17 protein-coding genes are annotated in these 16,841 nt (G+C 68.4%); 4 read left to right on the forward strand and 13 right to left on the reverse strand.

Annotated elements, in window-relative coordinates; all coding sequences use genetic code 11:
• The first annotated feature begins 65 nt into the window (after nt 1-65).
• From ACWF0M_RS25120 to ACWF0M_RS25130, 3 genes are all read left to right on the forward strand, one after another.
• On the forward strand, nt 66-599 hold the full coding sequence (locus ACWF0M_RS25120; RefSeq protein ID WP_452238146.1) for a hypothetical protein: 534 nt from the start codon (nt 66-68) through the stop codon (nt 597-599).
• Nucleotides 600-686: 87 nt separating this feature from the next.
• A complete protein-coding gene (locus ACWF0M_RS25125) occupies nt 687-1,388 on the forward strand; it encodes a response regulator transcription factor (protein ID WP_452238147.1) in 702 nt (233 codons plus the stop codon).
• Complete coding sequence (locus ACWF0M_RS25130; protein ID WP_452238148.1) at nt 1,388-2,887, forward strand: sensor histidine kinase; 1,500 nt, start codon at nt 1,388-1,390, stop codon at nt 2,885-2,887. Before ACWF0M_RS25125 ends, ACWF0M_RS25130 begins: the two co-directional genes overlap by 1 nt.
• A gap of 273 nt (nt 2,888-3,160) precedes the next feature.
• Here the strand turns inward: ACWF0M_RS25130 and ppk2 are convergent, their stop codons facing one another.
• Genes ppk2 through ACWF0M_RS25145 form a run of 3 tightly spaced genes read right to left on the reverse strand, consistent with a single transcriptional unit; the run spans nt 3,161 to nt 6,112 of the window.
• Nucleotides 3,161-4,069 (reverse strand): polyphosphate kinase 2, encoded by a 909-nt coding sequence (ppk2, locus tag ACWF0M_RS25135; RefSeq protein ID WP_452238149.1) that lies wholly within the window; start codon nt 4,067-4,069, stop codon nt 3,161-3,163.
• Between the two features lie 43 nt (nt 4,070-4,112).
• Nucleotides 4,113-4,739, reverse strand: coding sequence for an SAM-dependent methyltransferase (locus ACWF0M_RS25140; RefSeq protein WP_452238150.1), 627 nt, complete (start codon nt 4,737-4,739; stop codon nt 4,113-4,115).
• Between the two features lie 59 nt (nt 4,740-4,798).
• The gene (locus ACWF0M_RS25145; RefSeq protein WP_452238151.1) at nt 4,799-6,112 is read right to left on the reverse strand and encodes an MFS transporter; all 1,314 of its coding nucleotides are present in this window, start codon (nt 6,110-6,112) and stop codon (nt 4,799-4,801) included.
• 93 nt (nt 6,113-6,205) lie between these two features.
• Here ACWF0M_RS25145 and ACWF0M_RS25150 point away from each other — a divergent pair, with 93 nt between their 5' ends.
• Nucleotides 6,206-7,015: a hypothetical protein gene (locus ACWF0M_RS25150; RefSeq protein WP_452238152.1), complete on the forward strand. Its 810-nt coding sequence runs from the start codon at nt 6,206-6,208 to the stop codon at nt 7,013-7,015.
• 91 nt (nt 7,016-7,106) lie between these two features.
• On the opposite strand, the gene ACWF0M_RS25155 is transcribed toward ACWF0M_RS25150, so the two are convergent.
• The 10 genes from ACWF0M_RS25155 to ACWF0M_RS25200 form a co-directional block, all read right to left on the reverse strand.
• Nucleotides 7,107-8,162: a Gfo/Idh/MocA family protein gene (locus tag ACWF0M_RS25155; RefSeq protein ID WP_452238153.1), complete on the reverse strand. Its 1,056-nt coding sequence runs from the start codon at nt 8,160-8,162 to the stop codon at nt 7,107-7,109.
• Nucleotide 8,163: 1 nt separating this feature from the next.
• Nucleotides 8,164-8,970, reverse strand: coding sequence for a sugar phosphate isomerase/epimerase family protein (locus tag ACWF0M_RS25160; RefSeq protein ID WP_452238154.1), 807 nt, complete (start codon nt 8,968-8,970; stop codon nt 8,164-8,166).
• Nucleotides 8,971-9,005: 35 nt separating this feature from the next.
• Nucleotides 9,006-10,352 (reverse strand): ROK family protein, encoded by a 1,347-nt coding sequence (locus tag ACWF0M_RS25165; protein WP_452238155.1) that lies wholly within the window; start codon nt 10,350-10,352, stop codon nt 9,006-9,008.
• 245 nt (nt 10,353-10,597) lie between these two features.
• The gene (locus ACWF0M_RS25170; protein ID WP_452238156.1) at nt 10,598-11,275 is read right to left on the reverse strand and encodes a YidC/Oxa1 family membrane protein insertase; all 678 of its coding nucleotides are present in this window, start codon (nt 11,273-11,275) and stop codon (nt 10,598-10,600) included.
• A 45-nt stretch (nt 11,276-11,320) separates the two neighbouring features.
• Nucleotides 11,321-11,587, reverse strand: coding sequence for a DUF6412 domain-containing protein (locus ACWF0M_RS25175; protein ID WP_452238157.1), 267 nt, complete (start codon nt 11,585-11,587; stop codon nt 11,321-11,323).
• A gap of 4 nt (nt 11,588-11,591) precedes the next feature.
• Nucleotides 11,592-12,908 carry an RNA polymerase sigma factor gene (locus ACWF0M_RS25180; RefSeq protein WP_452238158.1) on the reverse strand — a complete coding sequence of 439 codons (1,317 nt, stop codon included), beginning with the start codon at nt 12,906-12,908 and terminating at the stop codon, nt 11,592-11,594.
• Nucleotides 12,909-13,100: 192 nt separating this feature from the next.
• Nucleotides 13,101-13,721 carry an HhH-GPD-type base excision DNA repair protein gene (locus ACWF0M_RS25185; protein WP_452238159.1) on the reverse strand — a complete coding sequence of 207 codons (621 nt, stop codon included), beginning with the start codon at nt 13,719-13,721 and terminating at the stop codon, nt 13,101-13,103.
• 1 nt (nt 13,722) lies between these two features.
• A complete protein-coding gene (locus tag ACWF0M_RS25190) occupies nt 13,723-14,151 on the reverse strand; it encodes a universal stress protein (RefSeq protein ID WP_130448106.1) in 429 nt (142 codons plus the stop codon).
• A 354-nt stretch (nt 14,152-14,505) separates the two neighbouring features.
• The gene (locus tag ACWF0M_RS25195; protein WP_452238160.1) at nt 14,506-15,984 is read right to left on the reverse strand and encodes a glutamate--cysteine ligase; all 1,479 of its coding nucleotides are present in this window, start codon (nt 15,982-15,984) and stop codon (nt 14,506-14,508) included.
• Between the two features lie 78 nt (nt 15,985-16,062).
• Nucleotides 16,063-16,824 carry an MBL fold metallo-hydrolase gene (locus tag ACWF0M_RS25200; RefSeq protein WP_452238161.1) on the reverse strand — a complete coding sequence of 254 codons (762 nt, stop codon included), beginning with the start codon at nt 16,822-16,824 and terminating at the stop codon, nt 16,063-16,065.
• Nucleotides 16,825-16,841: the final 17 nt, after the last annotated feature.

Raw genomic sequence — 16,841 nt, forward strand, 5'->3', positions numbered from 1 at the left:
GCGCCACCGTGTGAAACGACAGTGCCGGGTGACGTCCCGGCACGCAGTACGGAAGGCGCAGCAGGATGAAGCTCTCACAGAAGCGATGGCGGCTGCTCGGCACGGTGGCCGCCGTGGTCGTGACCACCACGGCCGGCGGGGTCGCCTGGGCAACGAGCAACGCGGACCCGACGCCGTCGGCCTCCCCCTCCAGCCCGGCGACGCCCGGCCAGCAGAAGCCCGGTGAACCTGGTGGACCGGGCAAGGGCGGATTCGGGCGGGGCGAGTTCGGGCTCGGCGGGGCGCTGCACGGCGAGTTCGTCGTACCGAAGGACGGCGGCGGGTACCAGACCGTCGCGACCCAGCGCGGCGAGGTCACCGCGGTCAGCAAGGACTCGATCACCGTGAAGAGCGCGGACGGGTACAGCCGGACCTACACGCTCACCGAGGACACGCTGGTGAACGCGGCCCGCGACGGCATCGCCGACGTGAAGACCGGGAACACCGTCACCGTGACGGCCGTGGTCACCGACGGTAAGGCCACCGCCAGTTCGGTCAACGACGGGACCGTCCGCGACGCGGCGGGCCAGAAGTGGGGCTTCAAGCACGGTCCCCGCTGAGCTTGCTCTGAGTAGTCGCGGACGACTCACAGGCGATTGCCAGGAACCTTGCAGGGTTCACATGGGATTCGCCTGCACACTGAGACCATGAGTCCGCATCTGCTGGTTGTCGACGACGAGCCGAACATCGTCGAACTGCTGTCCGCGAGCCTGCGTTTCGCCGGGTACGACGTGACCACGGCGACCCACGGCGCCGAGGCGCTGCGCAAGGCGCGGGACGTGGAGCCGGACCTGGTCGTGCTCGACGTGATGATGCCGGGGCTGGACGGTTTCGAGGTCGTACGCCGTTTGCGCGGTGAGGATCGGCACGTGCCGGTGCTGTTCCTCACCGCCCGGGACGCGGTCGAGGACAAGGTGCTCGGACTGCAGACCGGTGGCGACGACTACGTCACGAAGCCGTTCAGCCTCGACGAGCTCGTCGCCCGCGTCCGTGCGCTGCTCCGGCGTTCCGGTCACCGCGAAGAGACCACGACAGAGGCCGCCGTACTGCGCTATGCGGACCTGGAACTGAACGAGGACAGCTACGAGGTCTTCAAGTCGGGTCAGGCCGTGCAGCTGTCGCTGACCGAGTTCAAGCTGCTGAGGTGTCTGCTGGAGAACGCCGAGCGGGTCATGTCGAAGGGCCAGATCCTGTCCGCGGTCTGGAACTACGACTTCGCGGGGGACGCCGGCGTGGTCGAGTCGTACATGTCCTACCTGCGCCGTAAGGTCGACACCGGCGACCAGAAGCTGCTCCACACCGTCCGCGGGGTCGGCTACGTCCTGCGTACTCCGCGAGGCCCCAACTGATGCAACTGAACCACCGGCGGTTCGCCGACCGGTACCCGCTGCGCATCACCATCGTCGTGGTCCTGCTGGCGCTCGTCGCGCTCGCGCTGGCCGCGTCCGGTGTGCTGGCGACCACGATCATGCGCGGCTACCTCATCGACCGCGTCGACGAGCAGCTGCAGCAGACCGCCGCACAGCTGTCTCATGTCCGGGCCGACCGGCGTCCGGTTCCGCCGCCTAACGGTGGGGGCGGCCCACGGCAGCTGCCGAGCCAGTTCGTGGTGCAGTTCAACGAGTCCGACGGGTCCAGTGTCAAGGGGCCGGTCGGGTCACGCCTCGACGAGCCGGAGCCGTTGCCGAAGCTGCCGACGCTCAACCTCAACCAGGTGCGGCTGCTCGAGGGGCGGCCGTTCGGAGTCGATGCCGAGTCCGGCGGCGTCAGGTGGCGGGTCCTCGCGGTGCCGACCGACGACGGCAAGGGCTCCGTCATGGTCGCGCAGAGCCTGAAGGACATGGACCACACGATCCAGCGACTGGTCGGGATCCAGGCCGCGGCCGGGGTGATCCTTCTGGTGCTGCTGGCCGGCGTCGGGACTTACGTCGTACGGCGAAGTCTGCGCGGACTCGAGGACGTGGAGCACACCGCTGTCGCGATCGCCGGCGGGGACCTGAGCCAACGGATTCCGCAGCGGGACCCGCGGACCGAGGTCGGTCGATTGTCGCTGGCGCTGAACCAGATGCTCGGGCAGATCGAGACCGCGTTCGCGCAACGCACCGCGTCGGAGTTCGCGGCGCGTCGGAGCGAGGACGTGGCGAAGCAGTCGGAGGAGGCCGCACGGCAGTCCGAGGACCGGATGCGGCGCTTCGTCGCGGACGCGTCACATGAGCTGCGTACGCCGTTGACGTCGATCCGGGGGTTTGCGGAGCTGGCCCGGCACCGGGGCGACGTGGCAGACGCCGACACGATGCGCCGGATCGAGGACGAGGCCAAGCGGATGGGGCTGCTCGTCGACGACCTGTTGCTGCTCGCGCGACTCGATCAGCAGCGTCCGTTGCGGATGGAGTCCGTCGACCTGCTCCCGATCGCGGCCGACGCACTGCACAACGCGCAAGCCGTGCAGCCTGATCGCCACCTCTCGCTGACGATCCTGCCCGATTCCGAGGCGCCGGTCGTCTCCGGTGACGAGGCACGTCTGCGGCAGGTCCTCGGGAACCTGGTCAGCAACGCCCTCCACTACACGCCAGTCGACGCGCCCATCACCGTCTCCGTCGGCACCCGCGGCCCCGAAGCCATCCTCGAAGTCAGCGACACCGGCCCCGGCCTCACCGACGAACAGAAGGCCCGCATCTTCGAACGCTTCTACCGAGTGGACACCGCCCGAACCCGCTCCACCGGCGGCTCCGGCCTAGGCCTGTCCATAGTCGCGGCCCTGGTAGCCGCCCACCACGGCCACGTAACCACCACAGACACCACCCCCCACGGCGCAACCTTCACAGTCCACCTCCCCCTCACCCCGTAAAGCCCCCCCCGCGCGCTCCCACCCACCCCCGGCTTGGCGCCGTGCATCCGTTCCCGGCCTGCGCCGGGAGTTGCGGGCTACCGCCCGCGGGCGACAGCGGGCTGCGCCGATCATGCCGACCGCAGCGTCACGCGACCCAGCGCGTCGTCCAACTGCACGACCTCAACTCGATGCACCGAGTCGTGGCGTTTGGTCGGCGGCTGCATTCGCGAGTCGTGGATCCTGGTTCGCGATCCGGCCGATTCTCCGCCAATTCCCACGACTCGAGGGATGTCAGAGGACTGGGAAGGTTCGGGTGGCGGACTCGCCGTGTTCCAGGACTTCGGTGGCGGGGCCCAGGATTTTGGGGTCGGGGTGGCCTACTAGGGCCTCGTCCTTGTCTGTGTAGTCGTAGCGGGAGAGGACGTGGCGCATGGCTTCCAGGCGGGCGCGTTTCTTGTCGTTGCTTTTGACAACGGTCCAGGGGGCGTGCGGCGTGTCCGTGTAGTGGAACATCGCCTCCTTCGCCTCCGTGTACGCCTGCCACTTGTCGAGCGACGCGAGGTCGGTCGGTGATAGTTTCCACTGTCGGACCGGGTCGATCTGCCGGATCGTGAACCGCGTCTGCTGTTCGGCCTGCGACACCGAGAACCACAGCTTCACCAGGCTGATCCCGGACCGCACCAGCATCCGCTCGAACTCGGGCGCCTGCCGCATGAACTCCTCGTACTGCTCCTGGTCGCAGTACCCCATCACGTGCTCGACGCAGGCGCGGTTGTACCAGGAGCGGTCGAACAACGTCATCTCCCCGGCCGCCGGCAGGTGCGCGACGTACCGCTGGAAGTACCACTGGGTCTGCTCGCGCTCGGTCGGCTTCTCGAGCGCGACGATGCTCGCCCCGCGCGGGTTGAGGTGCTCCATGAACCGCTTGATCGTCCCGCCCTTGCCCGCGGCGTCACGGCCCTCGAACACGATCACGAGCCGCTGCTTCGACCGCTTCACCCAGTACTGCAGCTTCAGCAGCTCGATCTGCAACAGGCGCTTGTCCCGGTCGTAGATCTCCCGCGGCAACCGTTCGCCGTACGGATAACCCTCGCGCCACGTGTCCACCGGCGTACCGTCGGCGCGCAGCAGCACCGGGTCGTCGTCCTCCTCGTCCAGCACGCGAAAGCCGAGCTCTTGCACCAGATCAGGCGTGTTCATGACGACAGGGTCAGCCCCGAGGATGACGCCCAGGTGAACAGGCTCAGTGGCGTCGCAGCTTGACCGTGCAGTCGCGGCGATTGATCGGTACGCCGTCGCGCAGCACCTGCGCCCGCTCGTGCACACGGCTGACCAGCGTCTCCCACCCGCCATCGGGAAGCGCCAGGCTCTCGATCACCTCGTCAGGCTCCGGGAAGTGGATGTCAGGGTGCGGGTTGTGCTCACCGGACGGGAAGCCCAGGTGCCCCTCGATCAGCAGTACGCCGCCTGGCGCGACAGCAGCCGCCGCGCTCCGCAGGATGCCGTCGCGCGGCAGTTCGGTCTTGGAGTGCAGGAACTGGGCCGACACCAGGTCGAACTCCCCGTCCGGGAACGACTTCCCCAGTTCGTGCTGCTGCCAGTCGATCCGGTCGCCGACGCCGGCGGCCTTCGCATGCTCGGCCGCACGGCCCAGCGCGACCGACGAGATGTCGACAGCGGTGACCGTCCAGCCCCGCTGCGCGAGCCAGATCGCGTCGGCCCCTTCGCCGCACCCGAGATCGAGCGCCCGGCCCGGCGTCAGGCCGGACACCTCGTCGACGAAGGCGACGTTCGGCTTGCCGCTCCAGATCTGCTCGTGCTCGGTGTAGAACGCGTTCCAGTGCTCGCCAGGGAGCTGTTCGGTGGTCATGCACCGATGCTGCGCGACCCCGGCAGGATGTGGCAAACAATCTTGCCGGGTTGGCAAACCTAGCTGTCGCGGACCGGGAGCGGTTCGGCCTTCCCGACCACGAACGCGTACGTCAACGCTCCGATCACCGCCACCACCCCGGCGAGCGCGAACGACGGCAGGTACGACCCGTGGTAGATGTCGAGCAGCAGGCCGAAGACGTACGGGCTGATGATGCCCGCGATGTTCGACGCGAAGTTCTGGATGCCGCCGATCGACGCCACATGCCGCGACGACGGCGCCACGTCACCCGGCAAGGACCAGATCCCCGTCGCCGCGATCGCCAGGCTCGCGTACGAGATCGCCAGGAACAGCAACGCGACGTACACCGACTTCGCCGGCGCCGCGAACACGATCGCCGCACCGCCGAGCAGCCCACCCACCATCACGGTCTTCCGCACCCGCGTCACGTCCGCGCCCGCCCGGATCCGCCGGTCGGCGACGATGCCCGCGATCCACCCGCCGGCGATCGCGGTGATCCCGGGCAGTGTCCCGAGCGTCCCGAGCTCCTTCAGGTCGAGCCCGCGGGCGTCCTTCAGGTACGACGGGAACCAGGTGAGGAAGAAGTAGATGACGAAGTTCAGGCAGAAGAAGCCGAGCATCATCCCGCGGATCGTCCGGTACCGGAACAGGTCCCGCCACCGCACCTGCGCCGCGGCCTCGCTGTCGTTCTCGTCGAGCCGCGCACCGTTCGACACGATGTAGTCGCGTTCCTCGGCGTTCGCGTGCTTGTGCTCCATCGGGTCGCGGTAGTACCAGTACCAGACCGCCGCGAGCATGATCCCGAGCACGCCGAGGACGACGAACGAGAAGTGCCAGCTCACCAACGCGATCAGCCCGGTCACGACCGGCAGCGACAACACCGTCCCGACCCGCGAACCCGAGTCGATGACCGCGCTCGCGAACGCCCGCTCGTGCGCCGGGAACCACCGCGACGCGGCCTTGGTCGCACTCGGGTACGCCGGCGCCTCCCCCGCACCGAGCGCGAACCGAAACGCGAACAACGACCAGAACCCGCGCGCCAGCGGCGTCAGCGCGGTGACGACGCTCCACCACAGCGCGGCGAACGTGAACGCCTTCCGCGAACCCACCTTGTCGGCGAACCAGCCCGCCGCGAGCATCGCCCCGTCGTACGCCCAGAAGAACGCGCCGAGGATCAGACCCTTCTCGGCGTTGCTCAGGTCAAGATGCAGATCGTCCTGGATGAACGGCAGCGCGACGCTGAGGTTCGCGCGGTCCAGGTAATTCAGTGAGAGCCCGACGAACGCGAGCCCTAGGATCAGGTACCTCGTACGGCTGGCTCCGGGTGGAGCTTTCACAGAGGTGGCGGTCACTGTGTGCCTCCGATCGAGTGCGGATCGTGGCACATTACCCTGCGCCTCTTCTTTGTGCAGACAAACGTTTCACCCAGTGGAATGAGGCTTTGAGTGATCGAGGACGGCGAAGAGAGTCCGCTGCTCGGCGGCGACGTGACCGAAGGCCTGGTGCGCGTCGGCGACACGGTACGGCGGCCGCCCGGTGAACGCGCCGAACTTGTCCAGGACGTCCTGCTGCACCTGGAGAAGGTCGGGTTCGACGGCGCACCGCGCTTCCTCGGCATCGACTCGGCCGGCCGCCAGGCGCTCACGTACGTCGAGGGCGAGGTCGCGGGCCGCCCGCGGCCGCCGTGGATCGCGGACGAGGACCGGATGGTCTCGGTCGCGCGATTGCTGCGTGCGTACGACGACGCGGTCGAGGGCTTCGGCATCCCGGAGAACCTGCCCGCGCCGATCGAGCCGCCCGGGTTGCCGGACCTGAACGATCCGCCGGAGCTGGTCGGGCACCAGGACGTCACGCCGGAGAACGTGGTCTTCCGGGAAGGTTGCGCGTACGCCCTGATCGACTTCGACCTCGCCCGCCCGGTGAGCCGGGCCCGTGAGTTCGTGAACCTGATGCTGTGGTGGGCCCCACTCGGCGCCGAACCCGACCTCGACCCCGAGTTCCGCGGCCTCGACCGCCCGCACCGCTGCCGGCTCCTCGCCGACGCCTACGACCTCTCCCCCACCGACCGCGCCCGCGCGCTGGAACTCACGATCGGCTTGAACGAGCGCGCCTGGCACACCATGAAGTACCGCGCCGAAACCCTCGGCGGCGGCTGGCAACGCATGTGGACCGAAGGAGTAGGCGACAAGATCCGCGCCCGCCAAACCTGGCTCGAAGCCAACGCCAACTCCCTCACCACAGCCCTACTCGACTAAAGCCCGAACCCCTCACCACCCACCGCCCCTCACCCCGGGAGTGGTTGCCCGGGGTGGTTGCCCGGGGTCAGCAGCCCGGGCAACCGAACCGTCAGCGGGCGATCTTGACCTCGGCGCCGCTCTTCGCGGACTCGTAGATCGCGGACAGCATGCGGGCCATCTCCAGGCCCTGCTCCGCGGTCGCGTCGGCCGGGATCTCGCCGCGGCAGATCTGCAGGAAGTGGTCGATCTGGTTCGCGAACCCGACCCGGAAGTCGAACCCGAGCGAGTCGATCTGCGGCTGGATGTGCAGCAGCGTGTCGTGCAGTTCGGTGACCATCAGCAGCTCGGGCTCGATCTCCGCACCGCCCTTCTCGCCGTGGATCCGGACGCTGATCTCGTTGCGCGCATGCAGCGAGTACGACGTGTCCACGTCGAGGACCGCCCCGCCCTCGAAGCGGATCTGCGCGGTCGCGTAGTCCTCGACCGTGTTCGGCCGCGCCGCCGACGCGGCCTTGTACCGGGTCAGGTTCTGGATGTTGTCGCGGGCACCCAACGGCGCGAACGTCGCACCGGACGCGGACACCGGCTTCGGCATCCCCATCAGGTACCAGCACAGGTCGATGATGTGTACGCCGAGATCGATCAGCGGACCGCCGCCGGACAGCTCCACGTCACCGAACCAGCCGCCGGGGTTGCCGGCCGTCCGCAAGAGCGTGGCCCGGGCCGCGTAGATGGCACCGAACTCGCCCGCGTCCAGGAACCGCTTCGTCACCAGCGCGTTCGGCGCATACCGCCGTACGTACCCGATCTGCAGCGCCTTCCCGGTTTCCTCGACCGCCTTCACCAGCGCCTCGGCCTCGGGCACCGTCACGGTCATCGGCTTCTCGACCAGGACGTTCTTGCCGGCCCGCAGCGCCGCCTCGGCGATCGGGGCGTGCAGCGTGTTCGGTACGCACACGCTCACCGCGTCGATGCCCGGGTCCGAGAAGATCTCCTCGGCGTCGCCGGTCACCCGGTCCACGCCGAACTGCTCGGCGCGGGCCTTCGCCCGCTCGAGGTCCACGTCGCACACGGCGACGAGCTCGGCCTGGGGGTTCTTCTGGTACGCGCTCAGGTGCTCGACAGCGATGGTGCCGAGCCCGATCACCGCAATTCGCGTCGTCATATCAGGCAATGCCTTCCGTCAGTCGAAGAATGTTCGCGAGCGAGCGCTCGATGGCCGGCAGCGGTGCCTCCATGCCCTCGAACTCCAGGCTCACCGGTACGTCGGGCTTGGTCGCGGCCAGTGCGAGCAGGCCGGCCACGTCCACGTCGCCGTGGCCCGTCACCGTGCCGAGCAGGTAGTCGCCGGCCAGCGTCTTGAGCCAGCCGTCTCCCGCCGAACGGCGGATGTGGAAGTCCTTCACGCCGATCGACGCCGCGACGTCGATCAGGCCGGCCGCCGTCTTGCCGGGCACCTCGCCGACACACAGGCCGTTGCCGAGGTCGAGCGTGACCCGGAAGTTCGGGCGGTCCACGGCGTATACGAGCCGGGCCAGCCGGTCGCTGCCGTTCATGAAGAAGCCGTGGTTCTCGATCGTCGACACGATGCCCAGGTCCGCGGCGTGGTCGGCGACCGCCCGGCAGCCCTCGACGACCTTCGCGAAGGTCGACTCGAACTCACCCGGATCCTGCTCACGCCACGCCCACGGCGCGACGTCGTGCCGGAAGATCCGCGCGCCGAACCGGTGCGCGACGTCCAGCTGCTTGCGAAGGCGGTCGATCTCCTCGGTGTCAGCGGTCCGCAGATCGCCGCTGACCAGGTAGTTCACGATCGGTACGCCGATCTCCTCGGCGTGCTTCGCCGTGTCGCGGACGACGTTCTCGTTCTCCAGGTAGTACTCGCCGTCCATCGCGGCGACCTCGATGTGCCCGGCCGACGAGGCCGCGACCCAGTCCAGGACCGCGATCAGGTCCATCTCGCCGCTCGTCATGAGCTGGCGGAAGCAATACGAGCTGACTCCTAGCTTCACTGCGTGGTCCTCTCGAGTTCATGAGTGATGTGGTGCCACGGACTCGGGTAGTCGTGGACACCGTAGATACCTGAGCTGCACCGGTCGAACGCATTGCCTACCGCCCCGAGCACCACCGCCTCGCGCCCCAGAGCCGAGGCGACGAAGGGCGGACGTTCGGGGAAGACCAATTCCTGCTCCACCGCTGCGGCGAGCGGACGAAGCAGCGCGCCGCTGTCCTGCAGAGCTCCGCCCCGCACGACCACGACCTCCGGATCGACGACCAGCAGCACGGTCGCGATCCGACCGGCGATCTGCGCGCAGAAGTCCTCGACCTCCGCCTGCGCGTCGGCGTCGCCCGCGGCGGCTGCACTCAGCACCTCCGCGCTGGTCGGCCGCACGGACCAAACCAACTGCCCGCGTTGCGCGTTGCGCGTCCAACGCATGCCGCGCTGGGCGCCGAGCTCACCCGCGAGCCGGTGGCGGCCCTGCCTGATGACTCCGTTCAGGACGATCGATACGGACAGCCGGTGACCGATCTGGAGGTAGACGACGTCGGAGTACCCACGGCCCGCACCGCCGCGTTGTTCCGCTAGCGCCGCTAGCTTGATGTCGTTGTCCACGACGATCGGCTGCCCGAGCTCCTTCGCCACCAACTCCGCGACAGGCAGTCCCACCAGGTCCGGCATCGCCAGACTCGCCCGCAACCGCCCGTCCGCCTCGATCACCCCCGGCAGCCCCACCCCAACCGCCCGCAACCGCCCAAGATCGAGCGAGGCGGTCGGCGCGAGGTCGTGTGAGGTCACAGGCGCATCCGGCCCACGAAGCACGGGGTCGTATGAGGTGACGGACGCACCCTGCGCGCGAAGCACAGGGGCTTGTGAGGTGACGGACGCATCCTGCGCGCGAAGCACGGGGGTTTGTGAGGTGGCAGGCGCGCCTGCTGCGCGGTGGTCGGGGTCGGGCGAGTTGGCTGCGGCTTGTAGGGCGCGGGGGATCAGCGAGAGGTCCGCTCGGGTGTCGGGCGATACCTCGGCGTATCCGACGCGGCGGCCGGACAGGTCGCAGATGATCGCGCGTGCTCCGCGGGGACCGAGGTCGACGCCGGCGACGAGCCCGGTTTCGCGGGCGAACCGGAACGCACGGGCAGGCCGGCCCGGCCCCGCCGTCGCAGGGCTGGTCGCCTCGACCAGCCCGGTCTCGAGGAGATCGTCCAGGACGGCGTGCACAGTCGGTCGCGACAGGCCGGTCCCCTCGCTGATCGCCCCGACCGTGCGCGCCTCGTCGGCGTCGGCGAGGAGCCGCAGACACGCGACCTGATTCGCAGACCGCTCCGCCTGAGCGGCGCCGCGTGCAGTATCCATCGACCCCAACCCATTATGGAACCGGCTTTAATAAAGACGGTAACAGAACGCGGATCGGACCGCCAGGCCATCACAATCCCCTGTGGCCGAGGCGTCTCCGCCTCACGAGGCACGCCGGCACGAGATTGTGATGGCCTGGCGGTCCCCCAACACGCCACCCGGCGCGCGCGAGGGTGCGCCGACCGAGGTTGGGGAGAGTTTCCCGCCCGATCCGGGACGCAACCCTCCCCAACCTGGCAATAGCCCTAGCGCTGCAGGATCGTGCGTTCGGCGAGCGTCCAGGTGGTGGTGGTCAGTAGATAGAGGCCGGCCGCGAGGGGTACGAAGGCGGCTGTCACCAGCGTGCCGAAGGGCAGGAGTCGGGCGAGGCGTCGGGACAGCGTGCTCGCTGACCCGTCCAGCTGGCGTAGTTGGAGTCGCGCCGAGAACCATGCGACGACGGCGAGTAGTACCGCGATCACGATGTACGCCGGGGTGCCGGTGAGGATCGGCCAGTGCACGCCGAGTGGAGCGCCGAGCAGGTTGCCGCTGATGAGCTGGTTCGACTCCCCCGCGACCATGGTCCGCGAGAACAGCGTGTACATCAGCCAGAAGAACGGCAGCTGCGCGAGCATCGGCAGGAAGCCCGCGAACATCGACGTACCGGACTCCGTCTGCAGTTTCGCGATCTCACGCTGCAGGCGTTCCGGGTTGTCGCGATGCCGCTCAGTCAACTGTTTCAGCTGCGGCATCAACTCGGCGCGGGCCTTCATGCCGCGGTGCGCCCGCACGCTCAGCGGGACGAGGGACAGCCGTACGGCGAGGGTGCACAGCACGATCGCGATGACCGCGGCGTACGCACCGGTGAGTGGTTCGAGGGCTGCGACGAGGGACGTGAGCAAGTGATAGGCACCGGCGACCGGTGCCTCCAGAAAGGAAGGCACAGCAGAACTCCACGAGTGTGTAGGAACAGGTAGCGAGGTGGAGCGCTACCGTCCCGGTGCTCGTGGGCGTGATCGACCGGCCGCGTCAGGATCGCGCAGCCGCAGGAACACGGTCTGCTCGGCGCGATCCCGGACCGAGGTGGCTCGCGCGAGCAGCGGTGCGGCCGTGTGCACGGACCAGCGTGCGGACGTCCGCGCGACCACGACCAGCGCCAACAGCAAAGCCGCCGCCGTGAGCACGGCGGCGGCCAGTGAAGCCGTGTCGAACACAGGGATCACCGACGCGACCACGCCGGCGATCCACTGCGTCATGACATCAGTCCAGGTAGTCGCGGAGCACCTGGGACCGCGACGGGTGCCGGAGCTTCGACATGGTCTTGGACTCGATCTGGCGGATCCGCTCGCGGGTCACGCCGTACACCTTGCCGATCTCGTCGAGCGTCTTCGGCTGACCGTCGGTCAGACCGAACCGCATCGACACCACGCCGGCCTCTCGCTCGGACAGCGTGTCGAGGACCGCGTGCAGCTGCTCCTGGAGCAGCGTGAACGAGACCGCCTCGGCCGGCACGATCGCCTCGGAGTCCTCGATCAGGTCACCGAACTCGGAGTCGCCGTCCTCACCGAGCGGCGTGTGCAGCGAGATCGGCTCGCGACCGTACTTCTGCACCTCTATGACCTTCTCCGGGGTCATGTCGAGCTCCTTGGCGAGCTCTTCCGGAGTGGGTTCGCGACCGAGGTCCTGCAGCATCTGCCGCTGGACGCGGGCCAGCTTGTTGATGACCTCGACCATGTGCACCGGGATCCGGATGGTGCGGGCCTGGTCGGCCATCGCGCGGGTGATCGCCTGCCGGATCCACCAGGTCGCGTACGTCGAGAACTTGTAGCCCTTGGTGTAGTCGAACTTCTCCACCGCGCGGATCAGACCGAGGTTGCCCTCCTGGATCAGGTCCAGGAACAGCATGCCGCGGCCGGTGTAGCGCTTGGCCAACGACACCACCAGGCGCAGGTTGGCCTCGAGCAGGTGGTTCTTGGCGCGCCGGCCGTCCTCGGAGATCCACTCGTACTCGTCGCGGACCTTCTCCTTGAGCTTGGCGGTCTCGTCGGCGATCTGCTCCTCCGCGAACAGGCCGGCCTCGATCCGCTTGGCGAGCTCGACCTCCTGCTCGGCGTTCAGCAGCGGGACCTTACCGATCTGCTTCAGGTAGTCCTTGACCGGGTCCGCGGTGGCGCCGGCGACCATCACCTGCTGCTCGGGCTCGTCGGTCTCGTCGGCCTCGGAGACGATGAAGCCCTGGTCCTCGGTGAGCTCCTTCTCCAGGGGCTTCACCGCTTCCGGGCTGAAGTCGGACTCGTCCACTTCGTCGAGCGCGCGCGGCTTCCCGGTCTTCGGGTCGATCGCCAGACCCGCCTCGGACACTGCCTTCTTCGCCGGAGCCTTCTTGGCAGCGGCCTTCTTCGCGGGGATACCGTCCTCCTTGGTGCCGGCGGCCTTCACCGCCGCCTTCTTCGCGGCCGCCTTCTTGGCAGCGGGGTCGGTCACTCGGGCGCTGGTCCTCGGAGCCGTGCTACGGGCCGTGGCGGCCACGGTCCAGGCCGGCTCGGCGGGAAGATTCTCGGACGAGCTGGACGACACGAATTACCTCTCGTCTGACGCAGGGTTTGTACGACGGTACGGCGTTGTGTTGCTGAGTCTTTGGGTACTGCGGTTCGCGGCTGCTCGCTGGTCAGGCGGCGGCAACAGTCCATTGTAATCCGCGAACCAAGCCCCTGCGTGCCGCGACCCCCCGCCGACGTCATTTCAGGGGGGCCGCTGCCGTCGATCGTCTCACCCGTTGCGGGTCTGCCGCAGTGGACGTGCCACCACCCGCTGCCGGACCATCTGCTGCTCCTGCTTGAACTGCCGCACCTTGACCAGCGACGCCACGTCGATCACGTCGGCGACCGACTTGAACGCGCCGTCCTCGCCGTACGGCTCCGAGGCCTCGCGCCAGCCGCGCGGCCGGACCTTCAGCTGCTTGCCGAGCAGCGCGACGAAGATCTTCGCCTTCTGCGCGCCGAACCCCGGCAGCGCCGACAGCCTGGCCAGCAGGTCGTCCCCCGACTTGACGTCGGACCACAGGCCCGAAGCGTTCCCTGCGTAGTGGTCGTCCAGATGCTTGGCCAGCGTCTGGATCCGGGCGGCCATCGCGGTCGGGAAGCGGTGCACGGCCGGCGGGCCGGCGACCACCTCGACGAACGCGTCCGGGTCGTAGTGCGCGACCGTGGACGGATCGAACGGACCGATCATCCGCTTCGAGATCGCGACCGGGCCGGCGAACGCCCGCTCCATCGGAATCTGCTGGTCGAGCAGCATGCCCACCAGCAGGGCGAACGGATCTCTGCTCAGCATCTCGTCGGCGTCGGGCTGCTGCGCCAGGCACAGCTTTCTGCTGCGTGTCGAAGTCACCTCAGTCCTCCTCCCCTTCAGACAACTCAGGCTCGGCCTTCACGGCCAGCACCGGACACGGAGCGTCGAGCAGCACCCGCTGCGCGTTGCTGCCGAGGATGAGCTTGCCGACCGGGGACCGGCGCCGCAGCCCGATCACGATGAACTCCGCATGCACCTGCTCGGCGACGGCCACCAGGTCCTCCGCCGGGTCCAGGCCACGCACCAGCTGCCGCACCTCATACGGCACGCCGGTCGAGTCGAGCTGCTCCCGTACTTCCGTCAAAGCGGCGTCACTCGCCGCAGCCTCGTCGCTGTCGAAGCTGCGTCCGCCCCGGTGCGAGTTCACCACTACCAACTTCGCGTCGCGCAGCGTCGCTTCCTCCGCTGCTCGCCGAAGAGCCGCACGGCCTTCCGCCTTCGGCACATAACCCACGACGATGGTCGTCATCGCCCTGCCTCACCTCCGGGTGTGTGTCGACCCGTCTCGAACGATACTGCTCCCGACCGCGGTCGGCATCCGCTGCATTTCCACCTGTTGTGTCGCACCGGTGACGGAGGGCTGCCGGTGCCCGGGTCCTACCCGCGGCGGGCCCGCCTAACCTTCCAGTTGCCACACCTTTGCAGGGCTGTCACCAAATGCGCCACCCCTGTAGTCCGGGTCGTTATCGAACTCGCCCGGAAACCGTCGATCCCGTTGCCTTGGGCAAGCGCGAAGAGGTTCCGCCAGAAGGACCGGGGTTCCGCCGCCATGCGGTCCCCCACTGTCCTACGTTGTCCTGCGTACGCCGGCGTACGAACCGGTTCAGTCCACCGGCCATTCGTGCACCGGCGTGTTGTCGTGCATGTGGTCGCGGTACCGGCGGAGCATCTCGCGCAGCGCGTCCTTGCGGCCGTGCGATCCCTTTGTATACAGGCGGTGGAACTCGTCGGCCTGCCACGACGCGCCGTTGCGGCCGGTGAGGCAGCGCTGCTCGATGATCCCGAGCAGCCGGTCCCGTACGGCGACGTCCACGCCCCAGGCGTCGAGGCCCCGAACCGCCAACGGGAGAAGGCGTCTTAGCACGAGTTCGGTCGCGCGCGCCGTACCCACGCCGGGCCAGAACACCTCTGCCTCGATCCCGTTGCGGGCCGCGGCGTGGAAGTTCTCCTCGGCGGCGCTGAACGACATCTGCGACCAGATCGGCCGCTCGTCGTCGGCCAGCGCGCGGACCAGGCCGAAATAGAAGGCGCCGTTGGCAATCGTGTCGACGACGGTCGGTCCGGCCGGCAGGACACGATTCTCCACGCGCAGATGCGGCTTCTCCCGGACAACGTCGTACACGGGCCGGTTCCAGCGATAGATCGTCCCGTTGTGCAGCCGCAACTCCGAAAGGGCCGGCGTGTCACCGCGGTCCAGGACCGCGATCGGATCCTCGTCGGAGGTGACCGGCAACAGCGCCGGGTAGTATCGCGAGTTCTCCTCGAAAAGGTCGAAGATCGAGGTGATCCATCGTTCGCCGAACCAGACCCGCGGGCGGACGCCCTGCGTCTTCAGTTCGTGCGTGCGCGTGTCGGCGGCCTGTTCGAACAACGCGATCCGGGTTTCGCGGAGCAGCTCCTTGCCGAACAGGAACGGCGAGTTCGCGCCGACCGCGAGTTGGACGCCGGAGATCGCCTGTGCAGCGTTCCAGTACTTCGGGAATGCCTCCGGCGTGACCTGGAGGTGGAACTGCGTCGACGTACACGCCGCCTCGGGGACGATGCTGTCCGCGGTGACCTGCAGCCGTTCGATACCGTCGATGGAGATCTGCACGTCCTCGCCGCGGGCGGCGAAGATCTGGTCGTTGAGCAGCGCGTACCGCGGGTTGGTGCTGAGTGCGTCGCGGCGGATGTGCTCGGTGAGCAGCGTCGGCAGGATGCCGATCACCACCATCGACGAGCCGGTCCGGGCGGCCTTGTCCTCGGCGGCGTTCAGGCTGTCCCGGATGCTCGACTCCATGTTGTCCAGACCGAGTCCGTCGATCTGGCCGGGCGGCACGTTGATCTCGATGTTGAACTGGCCGAGCTCGGTCTGGAACGCGTCGTCCTCGATCGCGCTCAGCACCTCGGTGTTCTTGAACGCCGGGTCGCACAACTCGTCGACCAGGTTCAGCTCGATCTCGATCCCGGTCATCGGCCGGTCGGGGGCGAACCGGTCCTCGCGCAGCATCCGCGCGAAGGCGTCCAGATTGCGATGGACCTGCCCGCGGAACGCGGTCCGGTCCGCCCGGGTGAACTCGACCCGGTCGACTTCCTCACCCATCAGCGCCTCCCCTGGTGGCTCTTCCGCTCAGTGTGCCTGAAGGTGCCCGTTCGTGTACGGCGCAATCGCGTGGTGGACTCAGACCGGGTAGACGATGAAGTGGTCGCGCTCGATCCGCACCGGCTCCTCCCCCGCCTCGGCCAGTACGCCGGCGAGCTCGGACAGTACGTCGGGACGCAGCTGGAGCACGTGCTCGCCGGGGTGCTTGTCGGCCCCCATCTCGTAGTCCTGCCCCGCCTGGCTCGTCAGCTCGATGTGCGCGCCGAGGATCCACTCGACCGGATTGCCGTCAGCAACGAACTCGGCCAGCCGCGCGACGCTCGCCCGGAACGCGGGCCAGTCGAAGACGTACAGCCGCCCCGGGTAGAGCGAGTCGCCGCTGAACAGGATCCGGGTGCTCCGGTCGTACACCGCGATGTGCGACGCATGGTGGCCCGGGATCGGCACGACGTCGAGAACCCGCCCGCCGAGGTCGACCTGCACCACGCCGTTCGGCCAGTCGGCGAACCCGAAGTACGTCGCGACCTCCTCAGCGGACCGGCCGACGGGCTTGTCGAACTCGCCGTCGCCGCCCACGTGGTCGCCGTGGCCGTGGGTGTGCGCGACGACCAGCTCCCGCTCCCCCGCCAGCTCCTCGATCAGCGGCCGTAGCTTCACGTGCCCGGTGCCGGTGTCGAGCAGCAGGGCGCGCTCGTCGCCGAGCAGGAGGTAGAGGAACGGGCCCTCGAAGTTGGTCCGGAGCGACTGGCGGATGATTGCGGTGCGGTCGTCGTACCAATGGATCTGGTGCTCGGGGCTGGACGGGTCGGTTCCGTCGTCCCACTGCTCGGGGAAGGTCATGCCGGAAATTGTCGGTG

It is taken from the genome of Kribbella sp. NPDC055110 (assembly GCF_053607525.1).

Excerpts from the sequence above, each read along its gene's own strand:
- ACWF0M_RS25120 (WP_452238146.1), top strand. The coding sequence starts at position 66 with ATGAAGCTCTCACAGAAGCGATGGCGGCTGCTCGGCACGGTGGCCGCC.
- ACWF0M_RS25125 (WP_452238147.1), top strand. The coding sequence starts at position 687 with ATGAGTCCGCATCTGCTGGTTGTCGACGACGAGCCGAACATCGTCGAA.
- ACWF0M_RS25130 (WP_452238148.1), top strand. The coding sequence starts at position 1,388 with ATGCAACTGAACCACCGGCGGTTCGCCGACCGGTACCCGCTGCGCATC.
- ppk2 (WP_452238149.1), bottom strand. The coding sequence starts at position 4,069 with ATGAACACGCCTGATCTGGTGCAAGAGCTCGGCTTTCGCGTGCTGGAC.
- ACWF0M_RS25140 (WP_452238150.1), bottom strand. The coding sequence starts at position 4,739 with ATGACCACCGAACAGCTCCCTGGCGAGCACTGGAACGCGTTCTACACC.
- ACWF0M_RS25155 (WP_452238153.1), bottom strand. The coding sequence starts at position 8,162 with ATGACGACGCGAATTGCGGTGATCGGGCTCGGCACCATCGCTGTCGAG.
- ACWF0M_RS25160 (WP_452238154.1), bottom strand. The coding sequence starts at position 8,970 with ATGACGAGCGGCGAGATGGACCTGATCGCGGTCCTGGACTGGGTCGCG.
- ACWF0M_RS25165 (WP_452238155.1), bottom strand. The coding sequence starts at position 10,352 with ATGGATACTGCACGCGGCGCCGCTCAGGCGGAGCGGTCTGCGAATCAG.
- ACWF0M_RS25175 (WP_452238157.1), bottom strand. The coding sequence starts at position 11,587 with ATGACGCAGTGGATCGCCGGCGTGGTCGCGTCGGTGATCCCTGTGTTC.
- ACWF0M_RS25190 (WP_130448106.1), bottom strand. The coding sequence starts at position 14,151 with ATGACGACCATCGTCGTGGGTTATGTGCCGAAGGCGGAAGGCCGTGCG.
- ACWF0M_RS25195 (WP_452238160.1), bottom strand. The coding sequence starts at position 15,984 with ATGGGTGAGGAAGTCGACCGGGTCGAGTTCACCCGGGCGGACCGGACC.
- ACWF0M_RS25200 (WP_452238161.1), bottom strand. The coding sequence starts at position 16,824 with ATGACCTTCCCCGAGCAGTGGGACGACGGAACCGACCCGTCCAGCCCC.